14 protein-coding genes are annotated in these 13,715 nt (G+C 52.5%); 9 read left to right on the plus strand and 5 right to left on the minus strand.

Annotation, left to right across the window (positions count from 1 at the left end; genetic code table 11):
* Positions 1-23: 23 nt before the first annotated feature.
* From coaBC to slmA, 3 genes are all read left to right on the plus strand, one after another.
* The gene (gene coaBC, locus O1V65_RS18350) at positions 24-1,238 is read left to right on the plus strand and encodes a bifunctional phosphopantothenoylcysteine decarboxylase/phosphopantothenate--cysteine ligase CoaBC (protein WP_084912768.1); all 1,215 of its coding nucleotides are present in this window, start codon (positions 24-26) and stop codon (positions 1,236-1,238) included.
* Positions 1,216-1,674, plus strand: coding sequence for a dUTP diphosphatase (dut, locus tag O1V65_RS18355; RefSeq protein ID WP_038328240.1), 459 nt, complete (start codon positions 1,216-1,218; stop codon positions 1,672-1,674). Before coaBC ends, dut begins: the two co-directional genes overlap by 23 nt.
* 230 nt (positions 1,675-1,904) lie before the next feature.
* Complete coding sequence (gene slmA / locus O1V65_RS18360) at positions 1,905-2,501, plus strand: nucleoid occlusion factor SlmA (RefSeq protein ID WP_017493294.1); 597 nt, start codon at positions 1,905-1,907, stop codon at positions 2,499-2,501.
* Between the two features lie 70 nt (positions 2,502-2,571).
* Here slmA and pyrE read toward each other — a convergent pair whose 3' ends face one another.
* Together pyrE and rph are read right to left on the minus strand one after the other, a co-directional pair.
* A complete protein-coding gene (gene pyrE / locus O1V65_RS18365; RefSeq protein ID WP_165429871.1) occupies positions 2,572-3,213 on the minus strand; it encodes an orotate phosphoribosyltransferase in 642 nt (213 codons plus the stop codon).
* A gap of 90 nt (positions 3,214-3,303) precedes the next feature.
* The gene (rph, locus tag O1V65_RS18370) at positions 3,304-4,020 is read right to left on the minus strand and encodes a ribonuclease PH (protein WP_017493292.1); all 717 of its coding nucleotides are present in this window, start codon (positions 4,018-4,020) and stop codon (positions 3,304-3,306) included.
* A 127-nt stretch (positions 4,021-4,147) separates the two neighbouring features.
* Between rph and O1V65_RS18375 the strand changes: the two genes are divergently transcribed.
* Positions 4,148-5,011, plus strand: a complete 864-nt coding sequence (locus O1V65_RS18375) for a YicC/YloC family endoribonuclease (protein ID WP_017493291.1) — start codon at positions 4,148-4,150, stop codon at positions 5,009-5,011.
* Positions 5,012-5,270: 259 nt separating this feature from the next.
* Entirely contained in the window at positions 5,271-5,660 is a 390-nt protein-coding gene (locus tag O1V65_RS18380; protein ID WP_017493290.1) for a DUF6515 family protein, read from the plus strand.
* A 54-nt stretch (positions 5,661-5,714) separates the two neighbouring features.
* Here the strand turns inward: O1V65_RS18380 and fabF are convergent, their stop codons facing one another.
* Together fabF and O1V65_RS18390 are read right to left on the minus strand one after the other, a co-directional pair.
* The gene (fabF, locus tag O1V65_RS18385) at positions 5,715-6,989 is read right to left on the minus strand and encodes a beta-ketoacyl-ACP synthase II (protein WP_017493289.1); all 1,275 of its coding nucleotides are present in this window, start codon (positions 6,987-6,989) and stop codon (positions 5,715-5,717) included.
* Positions 6,990-7,054: 65 nt separating this feature from the next.
* Positions 7,055-7,675, minus strand: a complete 621-nt coding sequence (locus tag O1V65_RS18390; RefSeq protein WP_017493288.1) for a TetR/AcrR family transcriptional regulator — start codon at positions 7,673-7,675, stop codon at positions 7,055-7,057.
* A gap of 336 nt (positions 7,676-8,011) precedes the next feature.
* Here O1V65_RS18390 and O1V65_RS18395 point away from each other — a divergent pair, with 336 nt between their 5' ends.
* Positions 8,012-8,629 carry a trimeric intracellular cation channel family protein gene (locus O1V65_RS18395; protein WP_017493287.1) on the plus strand — a complete coding sequence of 206 codons (618 nt, stop codon included), beginning with the start codon at positions 8,012-8,014 and terminating at the stop codon, positions 8,627-8,629.
* On the opposite strand, the gene ligB is transcribed toward O1V65_RS18395, so the two are convergent.
* Positions 8,604-10,349, minus strand: a complete 1,746-nt coding sequence (ligB, locus tag O1V65_RS18400; RefSeq protein WP_227956171.1) for an NAD-dependent DNA ligase LigB — start codon at positions 10,347-10,349, stop codon at positions 8,604-8,606. The genes O1V65_RS18395 and ligB overlap by 26 nt on opposite strands.
* A gap of 279 nt (positions 10,350-10,628) precedes the next feature.
* Here ligB and gmk point away from each other — a divergent pair, with 279 nt between their 5' ends.
* Genes gmk through spoT form a run of 3 tightly spaced genes read left to right on the plus strand, consistent with a single transcriptional unit; the run spans position 10,629 to position 13,712 of the window.
* Positions 10,629-11,252 carry a guanylate kinase gene (gene gmk / locus O1V65_RS18405; RefSeq protein ID WP_084913212.1) on the plus strand — a complete coding sequence of 208 codons (624 nt, stop codon included), beginning with the start codon at positions 10,629-10,631 and terminating at the stop codon, positions 11,250-11,252.
* A 54-nt stretch (positions 11,253-11,306) separates the two neighbouring features.
* The gene (gene rpoZ / locus O1V65_RS18410; protein WP_017493940.1) at positions 11,307-11,588 is read left to right on the plus strand and encodes a DNA-directed RNA polymerase subunit omega; all 282 of its coding nucleotides are present in this window, start codon (positions 11,307-11,309) and stop codon (positions 11,586-11,588) included.
* A gap of 15 nt (positions 11,589-11,603) precedes the next feature.
* Positions 11,604-13,712, plus strand: coding sequence for a bifunctional GTP diphosphokinase/guanosine-3',5'-bis pyrophosphate 3'-pyrophosphohydrolase (gene spoT, locus O1V65_RS18415; RefSeq protein WP_017493939.1), 2,109 nt, complete (start codon positions 11,604-11,606; stop codon positions 13,710-13,712).
* Positions 13,713-13,715: the final 3 nt, after the last annotated feature.

Consider the following 13,715-nt stretch of genomic DNA (forward strand, 5'->3'; position numbering starts at 1 on the left):
GGACTTACAATCGGACAATCACGATGACGGGACTTTCCGGCAAACATATTGTGCTTGGCGTCAGCGGTGGTATCGCCGCCTACAAGGCACCCGAGCTGGTACGGCGCTTACGTGACCGTGGGGCAGAAGTGCGCGTGGTCATGACAGAAGCCGCCAAAGCGTTCATTACGCCACTTAGCCTTCAGGCCGTTTCAGGTTATCCCGTGTCGGACTCCCTGCTCGACCCCGCGGCAGAAGCCGCGATGGGGCATATCGAACTGGGCAAATGGGCCGACCTCGTCATTATTGCTCCCGCAACGGCCGATCTGCTGGCGCGCGTTAACGCTGGCATGGCGAACGACCTGCTGACCACGATTTGCCTGGCCACGGCTGCGCCGGTCGCAGTGGTTCCAGCAATGAACCAGCAAATGTATCGCGCGGCCATCACGCAGGAAAACCTGCAACAGCTTGTGGCACGTGGCACGCTTGTCTGGGGTCCCGATGAAGGCAGCCAGGCCTGCGGTGACGTAGGCCCGGGCCGCATGCTCGATCCCATGGTGATAGTCGCGATGGCAGGTGAGCATTTTGCGCCACGCCATGACCTGCAGCATCTTAAGATTATGGTCACCGCAGGTCCCACCCGGGAAGCGCTGGACCCAGTCCGCTACATTAGCAACCACAGCTCTGGGAAAATGGGTTTTGCCATCGCAGAGGCCGCCGCCAAGCGTGGTGCTCAGGTGACGCTCATTAGCGGTCCAGTCACGCTCCCAACGCCCGCAAACGTTGAAAGAACCGACGTCACCACGGCGCTCGAAATGCAGGCTGCGGTCAACAATAGCGTCGCCTCACAGCATATTTTTATCTCCTGCGCGGCGGTGGCAGACTATCGTGCTATGGCGATTGCCGATGAAAAAATTAAAAAACAGGGTGATGAAATCACTCTGAAAATGATCAAGAACCCTGATATTGTCGCCGGGGTTGCAGCCATGAAAGAACATCGGCCGTATGTTGTTGGGTTTGCCGCCGAAACCCAGAATGTGGAAGAATACGCCCAACAGAAACGAATCAGGAAGAATCTCGACCTGATTTGCGCAAATGATGTATCACTTGCCGGGCATGGTTTTAATAGCAATACCAATGCTTTGCATCTTTTTTGGCAAAATGGAAATCTGCGTTTACCTCTCAGCGATAAACAGCAGCTTGGCCAGGCTTTACTAAACGAGATTGTCAGCCGTTATGATGAAAAAAATCGACATTAAGATCCTTGATTCGCGCATTGGTAAGGAATTTCCTTTACCGACTTATGCCACACCGGGTTCTGCAGGCTTAGATTTACGCGCCGTATTGGATACCGCAGTTGAACTGCGTCCGGGCGAAACCACCCTGCTGCCTACCGGCCTTGCCATTCACATCGGCGATGCCAATCTGGCTGCAGTTATCCTCCCACGCTCTGGTCTGGGCCATAAGCACGGTGTGGTATTGGGTAACCTGGTTGGCCTCATCGACTCCGATTATCAGGGGCAACTGATGGTGTCAGTCTGGAACCGCGGTCAAACCACTTTTACCATTGAGCCAGGCGAGCGCATTGCCCAGATGGTATTCGTTCCTGTTGTGCAGGCTGAATTTAATCTGGTTGAAGACTTTACCAGCAGCGAACGCGGCGAAGGTGGCTTTGGTCACTCAGGACGCCAGTAAGAATCTGTTCAACATCGCGGTGCAGGGCCGCAGGATATTGAACAGATCCTTATTTATATCAAACCGATACAATAAAAACTCAATGATACCCCACCGCTTTTGAATAGCAGGGCATCGCCCGTTGCTGCGCGAAAGACCAAGGTTCAATAAGCCGCGAAATTTCTCGATTACGCGGCAATTGTTCGGTTTTTAATATATTTGAGCCGTTTTTAGCAAGGGTCTATTCAGACATGGCAGAAAAAGAAAATACTAAAAGGAACCGGCGCGAGGAGATTTTGCAGGCGTTAGCACAAATGCTTCAGTCCAGCGATGGCAGCCAGCGTATTACTACGGCCAAGCTTGCCGCCAACGTCGGCGTTTCCGAGGCTGCACTTTATCGCCATTTTCCTAGCAAAACGCGGATGTTTGACAGTCTGATCGAGTTTATTGAAGACAGTTTGATCACCCGAATCAACCTTATCCTGCAGGATGAGAAAGAGACCCTAAATAGGCTTCGTCTCATTCTTCTGCTGATACTGGGTTTTGCTGAACGTAATCCGGGCCTGACCCGTATTATGACCGGGCATGCGTTAATGTTTGAACAAGACCGCTTGCAGGGACGCATTAATCAGCTTTTTGAGCGTATTGAAGTTCAGCTACGTCAGGTCTTACGCGAAAAGAAAATGCGCGAAGGTAGCGGATTCAGCACCGACGAAACGCTGCTCGCCAGCCAGCTGTTGGCATTTTGTGAAGGGCTGCTGTCGCGTTTTGTCCGTTCGGAATTCAAATATCGCCCGACGCAGGACTTCGACACCCGCTGGCCGCTGATTGCCGCGCAGCTGGTATAGCCTCAACGTCACAGACATAAAGCAAAAAAGGGCCATTGGCCCTTTTCTTTTGCATCCTTTTCAGACGCAATTAGATGCCGTACTGCTGGCGATAAGCGCGAACCGCTGCCAGATGGTCAGCCATCTCCGCCTTCTCTTCCAGAAAATCAATCAGATCAGCCAGCGTGATGATAGAAATCACTTTGCAGCCGTAGTCGCGTTCAACTTCCTGAATAGCCGAAATATCGGCACGGCCGCGTTCCTGACGGTCCAGAGAAATAAGCACACCGGCCAGAGATGCATTGTTCGCGTTGATAATTTCCATCGATTCACGGATTGCCGTACCGGCGGTTATCACGTCATCTACCAACATGACTTTACCCTGCAACGGGCTGCCTACCAACGTGCCGCCTTCGCCGTGGTCTTTTGCTTCCTTGCGGTTAAAGCAGTAAGGCACGTCGCGCTCATGCTGCTCGGCCAACGCCACAACGGTGGTGGTCGCGATAGGAATGCCTTTATAAGCCGGGCCAAACACCAGATCGAAGTCGATGCCTGAATCAATCAGGGCTTCGGCGTAGAAACGGCCGAGCAAAGCCAGGTCGCGACCGGTGTTAAACAGGCCTGCGTTAAAAAAGTAGGGGCTGATACGGCCAGACTTCAGGGTAAATTCGCCGAATTTCAAAACCTGCTTGTTCAGTGCAAACTCAATAAACTCGCGCTGGTAGGCTTTCATGGGTGCTTTTCCTCGTGTTCTTTAATCTTCTTACTGGCCTGAGGGCCATATACAAAAAAGGCGACTTAAAAATAAAGTCGCCTTAAATAATTACTCTCCCAGAACCGCCTTCTGCGCCTGGAAGATAGTATCGATACCCCCTCGAGCGAGGGTCAGCAAGCTCAGCAACTCTTCGTGGCTGAACGGCTCGCCTTCTGCGGTGCCCTGGACTTCGATCATACGACCGTCTTCCATCATCACCACGTTCATATCGGTTTCAGCGGCGGAGTCTTCAACGTATTCCAGGTCGCACAGCGCTTCACCGTTTACGATACCAACGGAAACCGCAGCCACTAAACCTTTCATCGGGTTAGCTTTGAGTTTGCCCGCGGCGACCAGTGCGTTTAAGGCATCGGCCAGTGCAACACAGGCACCTGAGATTGAAGCAGTACGCGTACCCCCGTCAGCCTGCAGGACGTCGCAGTCCAGCGTGATGGTGAACTCACCGAGTTTTTTCAGATCAACCGCCGCACGCAGAGAGCGGGCAATCAGACGTTGAATCTCCAGAGTGCGGCCACCCTGTTTGCCTTTCGCCGCTTCACGCGGGTTACGGCTGTGGGTAGAACGCGGAAGCATGCCGTATTCGGCGGTGATCCAACCTTGTCCCTGACCTTTCAGAAAGCGAGGAACCCCTTCTTCAACAGTCGCGGTGCAAAGGACTTTGGTGTCACCAAATTCAACCAAAACAGAACCTTCAGCGTGTTTTGTGTAGTTTCTGGTCAGGGTAAGTGGGCGCACTTGTTGTGCATTTCGGCCTGCTGGACGCATGGGGTAATTCTCCGGCTCGCAAATCATAGATGGCTGCGCATTATACGGGCTTCGTGAGGTAATGCCTATCATGACGGGTGCAGCGAGGCTATAATCCTTGCATCTTTACATTAACAGGTACACAGACATGATCCGTAGTATGACCGCTTATGCCCGACGTGAAATCAAGGGTAACTGGGGAAGCGCAGCGTGGGAACTTCGCTCCGTTAACCAGCGTTATCTTGAAACCTATATCCGTCTGCCCGAGCAGTTTCGCAGTCTGGAGCCGGTTATTCGTGAACGCGTTCGCGCCCGTCTGACGCGTGGCAAGGTGGAATGCAACCTTCGTTTCGACCTCGACCCTAGCGCGCAGGGCACCCTGCAGCTCAACGAAAAGCTGGCTAAACAGCTGGTTGAAGCCGCGCAATGGGTCAAGATGCAGAGCGATGAAGGCGAGATTAATCCGCTGGACGTGCTCCGCTGGCCGGGCGTGATGGTTGCCGAAGAGCAAGATTTGGATGCTATCAGCAATGAGCTGCTGGTTGCGCTGGACCGCGCGCTGGACGACTTTATTCTGGCCCGTGAAAGCGAAGGTGCGTCACTGAAGACCCTGATTGAGCAACGCCTTGATGGCGTGAGTGCCGAAGTGGTGAAGGTCCGCGCCCAGATGCCAAACGTCTTACTGTGGCAGCGCGAACGTCTGGTCAGCAAACTGGAAGACGCGCAGGTTCAGCTTGAAAACAACCGTCTGGAGCAGGAACTGGTGCTGATGGCGCAGCGTGTTGACGTTGCCGAAGAGCTCGATCGTCTCGAGGCTCACGTTAAAGAAACGCATAAAATCCTCAAGAAAGAGGAAGCCGTTGGCCGCCGTCTAGACTTCATGATGCAGGAGTTCAACCGCGAGTCGAATACCTTGGCGTCCAAATCTATTAATTCTGACGTGACCACCTCAGCCATCGAGCTGAAGGTGCTTATCGAGCAGATGCGAGAACAGATTCAGAATATCGAGTAATCTTTTAGGCTTCGCAGCTGAAAGGTAAAGCCCCAAAAGCCCGCGATTTGCGGGCTTTTTTGCGGTTAAATGTCCTCTTGTGTCCCGTTCACACTCCGTTAATCTCTGTCAGCCTGGCGCAGCGCTGTGAGATTAGCGTAGGCAGTTGTAACTGCTTGTGAAAATGGGTTGAAGATTGATTGACGCCGGGGGGTTTAGACCTTATATCAGTCGGAAGAAGTTTGTATCAGTCTGAAGTTTGACCCCTGAGGGGAATGAAATGAAAAAGCTTGCTGCATCACTATTAACCCTGAGCCTGCTTTCACCTACGTTGGCGTTGGCACACGGCGGTGGGGGTCCCGGCGGGCCAGGTTTCAACATTTTGCCTGATGCCGCAGTCGCCGTGGTGATTGGTGGGTTGACCTATTGGGCTTTAAACGGAAATTATTATCAGAAACAAGGTGATAATTACGTCGAAGTTAATGCACCACCGCAGGATGATGCGCCGCCCCCATCTCCGCCGCAGGAAGAAGAAGAGTATGACTCTGCGCCGCCGGACCTTTCTCCGGTTGATTTCCACGGTGAGCGTTTCTACGTCAGCCAAGGGCACTATTACAAGCGTGACCCATCGGGCCAGTATTACGAAATCCCGCGTCCAGACGGACTCTAATACCGCATAAAAAAAGCCCGGATTAACGGGCTTTATCATTGAATTGGGAGAGACTTAGTCTTCCCAGCGCTTCAACAAGACGCAGGCGTTAACGCCACCGAAACCGAAACCATTAGACAGCGCATAGGTGATTTCATGCGGCTGTGCTTTGTTGCCAACGATGTTTAAACCCTCGGCCGCTGGATCTTTGTTATCCAGATTCAGCGTCGGTGGCACGATCTGGTCACGCACGGCCAACGCGGTAAAGATAGTCTCAAGGCCGCCAGCCGCACCCAAAAGGTGACCAGTTGCTGACTTGGTCGAGGTGATGGCCAGCTTGTCGTCGGTACCGAAAAGGTTTTTAATCGCGTTGATTTCGCCGAGGTCGCCGACCGGCGTAGAGGTCGCGTGGGCGTTAAGGTGCTGAACCTGCTCAGGCTTGATGCCACCCTGACGCAGAGCAATTTTCATTGCACGACCTGCGCCGTTGCCGTCTTCTGCACCGGAGGTCATGTGGTATGCGTCGCCGCTGGTGCCGTAACCAACGATCTCGGCCAATGGTTTAGCACCGCGTGCAAGCGCATGTTCCAGCTCTTCAATCACTAGCATGCCTGCGCCTTCGCCCATGACGAAGCCGTCGCGTGCGCTATCGAATGGACGTGAGGCAGACGCTGGATTGTCTTCATGACCGACCGACATGGCTTTCGCCGCTGCAAAGCTGCCGATGGTGACGGTATCAATAGTCGCTTCCGCACCGCCACACAGCGCAATGTCAGCTTCGTCGTTGCGAATCAAACGTACCGCATCGCCGATAGCCTGAACGCCAGCCGCACAGGCTGTCACCGGGGCACCGATTGGGCCTTTGAACTGGTGCTTGATGGAAACCTGACCGGCAGCCAGGTTCACCAGAAATGAAGGAATGGTGAATGGAGACAGGCGCTTAGGACCACGAGTGTCGTTGGTGCGTACTGCATTGGCAATGGCCGGGAAACCGCCGATACCAGAGCCAATCACCGTCGCAGAGCGTTCCTGCTGTTCTGCGGTCTCTGCTTTCCAGCCTGACTCGGTAATCGCCTGCTCAGCAGCAGCCATGGCGAAGAGAATGAAACGGTCCATTTTCTTCTGATCTTTAGGCAACACGTACTGGTCCGCGTCAAAACCTGACTCGGGATCCTGCTCAAGAGTTTGCACCTGACCGCCCACTTTAACGGTCAGGGTTTCAACGATTTCTTCTGGCAGAACGCGAATACCAGACTGGCCGGCTAACAGTCGTTTCCAAATAGTTTCGATATCACAACCGAGCGGGCTCACCGCCCCCATGCCCGTAATGACTACACGACGATGAGACATAAAAATTCCTCTGTGGATCAGTCCGTATAATTGAGGTGTGAACAACACACCTTTTTACAGCCGGGTCATTTTGCCAGACTGCGTAAAACCAAATTCGTTATAACCAGCACGCGCTCTTCAAGCTGCTCTGGCGTCTTTTCCTCAAGCATCAAGGGGTGGGAGAATGGCGTCATCACACCTGCGATGGCCATACACACCTCATCAAGCGGCGTGTCAGACTCAAACTCACCCTTCTCACGACCTTCAACGATGATCTGTTTCAGCATGCTATATAGAGCAGCGCGATGATTGTTCGCTGAACTCCAGTGATTCGTCGCCGCGACAGCCGCAATGTCATGCAGCCTCCGCTCTTCAAAAAACAGCGCCAGGCTTTTGCTTAGCAGCGACGAAAATAATTCTTTTAGCTTGTCAGATGCGCTTTGGTTGGTGTGCACAATCTCGCGCAATGCATCATCGATCTGCCCCAGGCTGTGCATGCACACCGCCTCACCAATCGCCTGCTTAGACTCAAAAAACTTGTACACATAAGCGCTTGAAACACCGATAGCTTTTGCCAGGTCAGCCACTGAGGTTTTGGAATAACCGTAGTGACGAAAATGGTCCAGCGCAGCCCGGATAATCTGCTCACGTCGCTCATGCAATGCAGGTCCACGATGTGGCAATACAACCGGGATTTCAGGTTTCATGTAGCTCTCCAGCAAATAGAAAAGCTATAGCTATAGCTTAGGTTAACAGGTGACAAATATACACATTCGTCACCTTTAAGATAGAGCTAATTTGTTTAGTGAAGTAAAAATAGCCTAGACGATAAAATGGACAATGCGTAAAAATATAAAATTAAAGTAATGTGAACTTGTTTTTTAATTTCGGCTGAATGCAATCAGTAGGGGAATAAATGCTTTACTCAGATTAGTTAAGGTAATCCGATTGGGGATTCAGAAGAAAAACTCAGTCGAGACGCGCGGCAAAGCTTATTACCCTATAGTGAGGAAATTTCTCTATCTTGTCGACTGGCGAAACGTATGTTGCTCACTGTTCTTTATATTATTGGTATTACTGCTGAAGCCATGACCGGCGCACTCGCGGCTGGCCGCCGTAAAATGGACGTCTTTGGTGTCATCATTATAGCCTGCGCGACGGCCATTGGCGGCGGTACCATCCGAGATATGGTGCTAGGCCACTATCCGCTGGGCTGGGTGAAGCACCCGCAATATGTGCTAATCGTAGCCGCAGCAGCCATTGTTACTACTTGGTTGGCTCCTCTGATGAAGCACCTGCGTAAGCTATTTCTGGTGCTTGATGCACTGGGATTAGTGGTGTTCTCGATCATTGGCACCCAAATTGCGCTCGATACCGGACACGGCCCATTGATTGCCTCGATTTCAGCCGTGATTACCGGCGTATTTGGCGGCGTATTGCGTGACATGCTGTGCAATCAAATTCCTTTGGTGTTCCAGAAAGAGATTTATGGCGGTATCTCCTTCGCCTCGGCTTGGCTGTATATCATCCTGCAATATTTCTCTGTGCCGCAGAATCTGGTGGTTATCGTCACCCTGCTGGCAGGCTTTATTGCTCGACTGCTGGCACTGCGCTTCAAACTCGGTCTTCCCGTCTTCAACTATCCTGATTCGGATCATTAACCGAATATCTGTCATCGCTGTCGGCCTGATAAAAAGCCGGCAGCCTTTCATGCTGTAATCTTTCGATAATTTCGACCACCTTGGGGTGTTGCAAAAAACGCTGTATCTGCGCGGCGCCTTTAGGCCCAATCCCCTGGCCAGCCTGCCACTGCTCCAACGTCATCTCTCTCAGCTGCCGCCAACTCCTCTTTTCCGTCATGCCAAGTCCTGCCGTGGGAAACCCCAGTGCGGTAATCCACTGTCGGAAACTTTTCTGACGCGACAGCTGTATTTGAGCATAAAGTTTCTGCGCCCGTTTCTCGCCGATCCCCGGTAAAGCTTTAAGCTCCTTCTCGCCCAGAAAGAGCCCGCTTATTAAGGTGGGAATCTGCTGGGCATCAAGCAGTTTTCTCCACGTCTCTCTTCCGAGGCCTTTTATCCCTAAGCCCTGAGGACCACTGAGCCAGACGAGACGCGACAAGAACTGTTCACGGCAGCGCCCTGTGGGCTGAAAGCAGGTGAAGGAATCGAATATTTCCCCCTCATCCGACTCACGGGTTTGCTCTCGCATCACGACCCGCCATACCACCTCGTCAAGACGGGGAATACCTCGTCCTGCAAGACTGACAGCCACCCGATCACCAATAACAATATCCCATTCTTTCAGCCTCTGGGGAGACCCCAGGCTAACTCGGGAGACCTGCTTGTCATCGATAGTCACGGGCTGCAGTTGTAGCACCACCGCGCGTTTACCACTCCTGCCGACCGAATACTCAATACCGATGACGTCAGTGAGTTTACGTATCGCCGGATATTTCCAGGCAACGGCCCAGTTAGCAGGACGATTACGCCAGTAGCGACCTTCAGGTTCCGATGCCTCACGCACCACCACGCCGTCGGTGACAAAAGGCAGTGGATGCTGATACCAGTCATCGCGCCATTGGCTCACCTGCGAGACGGTAGTGACGGGTTGGGTAAAATCGGCAGTGAGAGGGAAGCCCATCTGTTTGAGCTGCTCCAGACGCGTTGCCATCACTACGGGGCCGTCGGGCCATTCCCAGATAAAAATACCGATTTGCTGCAAAATAGCAGGAGTTGTGCGACGCATCATCGCGCCCGCGACCTTAGCTCGGGCATTAAGGCCGCCCTGCTTATTTTGTTGGTGATCGTTCATCATGAGGAACAACTCCCCCTGTAGCACGACGACGTCGGATTTGTTGCCAATCTGCTGCGGAATTGCGCGTATATTCAGCGCCTTCTCAGTCCAGTTTTGCCCGGACTGACCATCACCCCGGCTGAGCATAGCGGCCAGCTGCCCAGCTTTGTAGATTAGTGTTACCGCTACACCGTCGATTTTGGGCTGCACCCACAGCGACTTTTTGTCTTTCATCCATCTCGCAACATCGGCTCGGGTCGCCAGCTTTTTCAGGCCGGTATGGGCAACCGGATGCTTCAACGCACCTTTTCCCGATCGCAATACGGGCTCGGTGACGGGCTTATCTGCACAGGTCAGCCAAAAACGCTGTTTGTCGCGCAAATTATCGTATATGCCGTCATCGATGGAGCTTTTACCCTGCTGATGGTATTCGACGTCCCAGCTTTCAAGCCGAGAAGAGAGTCTGGCAATCTCATTTTCTAGTCGCCCCTGCGACCAGGGCGGACAAATCGGTGTCGAGGTAGCTGCGGCGGTGGCCGCAATAAATGAGCAAAAAATCAAAGCAATAAACCAAAATAAGCGCATAAGAACTCTCCTTGTTGCGCTTATTCAATGCTCATTTGGCGGGAATGACTAACAGTAATAAGTTGGGCTGAGAGGCGTTGCGGAAACTTTTATTCGGTGTACATGATTGCGCTTATTTAATGGAATAAGCCTCGCAAAAGAGTCACTTCGGGCTATTTTATTAGGATTACTTGCGCTGAAATGTACTGTAACGCTGCACCAAAAGCGGTGAACGTGTATACTGTGCCGAAGATCACTCTTCTGTATTTTCTTTTCAACCCAATCAGCTGAAACGTCAACATGGTTCAAGGCACGCTATATATTGTCTCCGCCCCCAGTGGAGCAGGTAAATCAAGCCTGATTCAGGCTTACCTAAAAACTCAACCGCTCTACGATACGCAGGTCTCTATTTCTCATACGACGCGCCAAGTCAGGCCTGGTGAGAAACACGGCGAGCATTATTATTTCGTTTCTAAAGACGAATTCTGCGAGATGATTGCGCACGACGACTTTTTAGAACATGCGGAAGTGTTCGGTAATTATTACGGCACCTCGCGCAAAGCCATTGAGCAGGTTTTAGCTTCTGGCGTTGATGTATTTTTAGATATCGACTGGCAGGGTGCGCAGCAAATTCGCCAGCGTATGCCTCAGGCGCGCAGCATTTTTGTTCTGCCTCCGTCAAAAGACGAGCTGGACCGCCGCCTGCGTGGCCGTGGTCAGGACAGCGAAGAAGTCATCGCCAAGCGTATGGCGCAGGCCGTAGCCGAAATGACTCACTACGCCGAGTACGACTATTTAATTGTGAATGATGATTTTGATTTGGCGTTATCCGACCTCAAAACCATTATTCGTGCAGAACGTCTTCGTCTGAGCCGTCAAAAGCTCCGTCATGACGGATTAATCACCAAACTATTGGCAGACTGAAGACACTTTCAGTATTATGCCCAGTCTTTCGTCACCCTGTGGAGTAGCACATATATGGCACGCGTAACTGTTCAAGACGCTGTAGAGAAAATTGGTAACCGTTTTGACCTGGTGTTGGTGGCTGCTCGTCGCGCACGCCAGCTGCAATCTGGTGGTAAAGATCCACTGGTCGCTGAAGAAAACGACAAATTCACCGTTATTGCTCTGCGTGAAATCGAAGAAGGTCTGATCACTAACCAGATCCTCGACGCTCGCGATCGCCAAGAGCAAAAAGAGCAAGAAGCCACTGAGATTCAAGCGGTTACTGCTATCGCCGAAGGCCGTCGTCCAAGTTAATCAGCGGGTCTAGCCTTGTACATCTTTGAAAGCCTGAATCAGCTGATTCAAAAATACCTGCCAGAGGACCAGATAAAGCGCCTCGTGCAGGCATACCTCGTCGCGCGGGACGCGCACGAGGGTCAGACACGCTCGAGCGGTGAGCCGTATATTACTCACCCGGTAGCCGTGGCCTGTATTTTAGCTGAGATGAGACTCGACCATGAAACGTTGATGGCGGCGCTTTTGCACGACGTCATCGAAGACACACCCGCAACCTACCAGGATATGGAACAGTTGTTTGGTAAAAGTGTTGCCGAACTGGTTGAAGGTGTTTCAAAGCTCGACAAGCTGAAATTCCGCGACAAAAAAGAAGCCCAAGCGGAGAACTTCCGCAAGATGATTATGGCGATGGTGCAAGACATCCGCGTCATTTTGATCAAACTGGCTGACCGTACCCACAATATGCGCACGCTGGGCTCTCTTCGCCCCGATAAACGTCGCCGCATTGCTCGTGAAACGCTGGAAATTTACAGTCCGCTGGCGCACAGGCTGGGTATACACCACCTTAAAACCGAGCTCGAAGAGCTGGGTTTTGAGGCGCTTTACCCTAATCGCTATCGCGTAATCAAAGAAGTGGTGAAAGCCGCACGCGGTAACCGTAAAGAGATGATTCAGAAAATCCTCTCCGAGATTGAGGGACGTCTGACCGAAGCCGGTATTCAATGCCGGGTTAGCGGGCGTGAAAAGCACCTGTACTCGATTTACCTCAAGATGCACCTGAAAGAGCAGCGTTTCCATTCAATCATGGATATTTATGCCTTCAGAGTCATCGTAAAAGAGCTTGATACCTGCTATCGCGTTCTTGGTCAGGCGCACAGCCTTTACAAGCCGCGTCCAGGTCGCGTCAAAGATTACATCGCCATTCCCAAAGCCAACGGCTATCAGTCTCTGCATACTTCGCTCATCGGCCCTCACGGAGTTCCGGTTGAGGTTCAGATCCGTACTGAAGATATGGACCAGATGGCAGAGATGGGTGTGGCGGCACACTGGGCTTATAAAGAGAACGGTGAAAGTACCGGCACCACGGCGCAAATCCGCGCACAGCGCTGGTTGCAGAGCCTGCTCGAGCTTCAGCAAAGTGCGGGTAACTCCTTTGAATTCATCGAGAGCGTTAAATCCGACCTCTTCCCAGATGAAATCTACGTCTTTACACCGGAAGGCCGCATCGTTGAGCTGCCTGCCGGCGCAACGCCCGTCGACTTCGCCTACGCCGTGCATACCGACATCGGTCACGCCTGCGTGGGTGCGCGTGTCGACCGCCAGCCTTACCCGCTTTCACAACCGCTGACCAGCGGCCAGACTATCGAGATAATCACCGCACCGGGCGCGCGTCCGAATGCAGCATGGTTGAACTTCGTGGTCAGCTCGAGAGCGCGTGCGAAAATTCGCCAGATGCTAAAAAACCTCAAGCGTGACGATTCAGTCTCTCTGGGTCGCCGCCTGTTGAATCATGCGCTGGGAAGTGGACGCAAGCTGAGCGACATTCCGCCAGAAAACATCAAGAAAGAGCTTGAGCGCATGAAGCTCAGTGCGATGGATGATCTGTTGGCCGAAATCGGTTTAGGCAACGCCATGAGTCTGGTGGTGGCCAAGAACCTGATGGGCGACCAGTCTTCCATGGCGACCTCTGGCTCGCGCAATCTGCCAATTAAAGGCGCAGACGGCGTATTGATCACCTTCGCAAAATGCTGCCGCCCTATTCCTGGTGACCCGATCATTGCCCACGTGAGTCCGGGTAAGGGTCTGGTAGTACACCATGAGTCCTGCCGCAACATCCGTGGCTACCAGAAAGAGCCTGAGAAATTCATGGCGGTAGAATGGGATGACCAGGAAACCGAGCAGGAATTTATCGCCGAGATTAAGGTTGATATGTTCAACCATCAGGGCGGACTGGCGAACCTGACCGCCGCGATTAACGCCGCGCAGTCGAATATTCAGAGCCTGAGCAGCGAAGAGAAAGACGGTCGCGTCTACAGCGCGTTCATTCGCCTGAGCACCCGCGATCGCGTCCATCTGGCAAACATCATGCGTAAGATTCGTATCATGCCGGACGTGATTAAAGTCACCCGTAATAGAAACTAGACT

The sequence above is a fragment of the Rouxiella badensis genome, from assembly GCF_026967515.2.
GTDB lineage: Bacteria > Pseudomonadota > Gammaproteobacteria > Enterobacterales > Enterobacteriaceae > Rouxiella > Rouxiella badensis.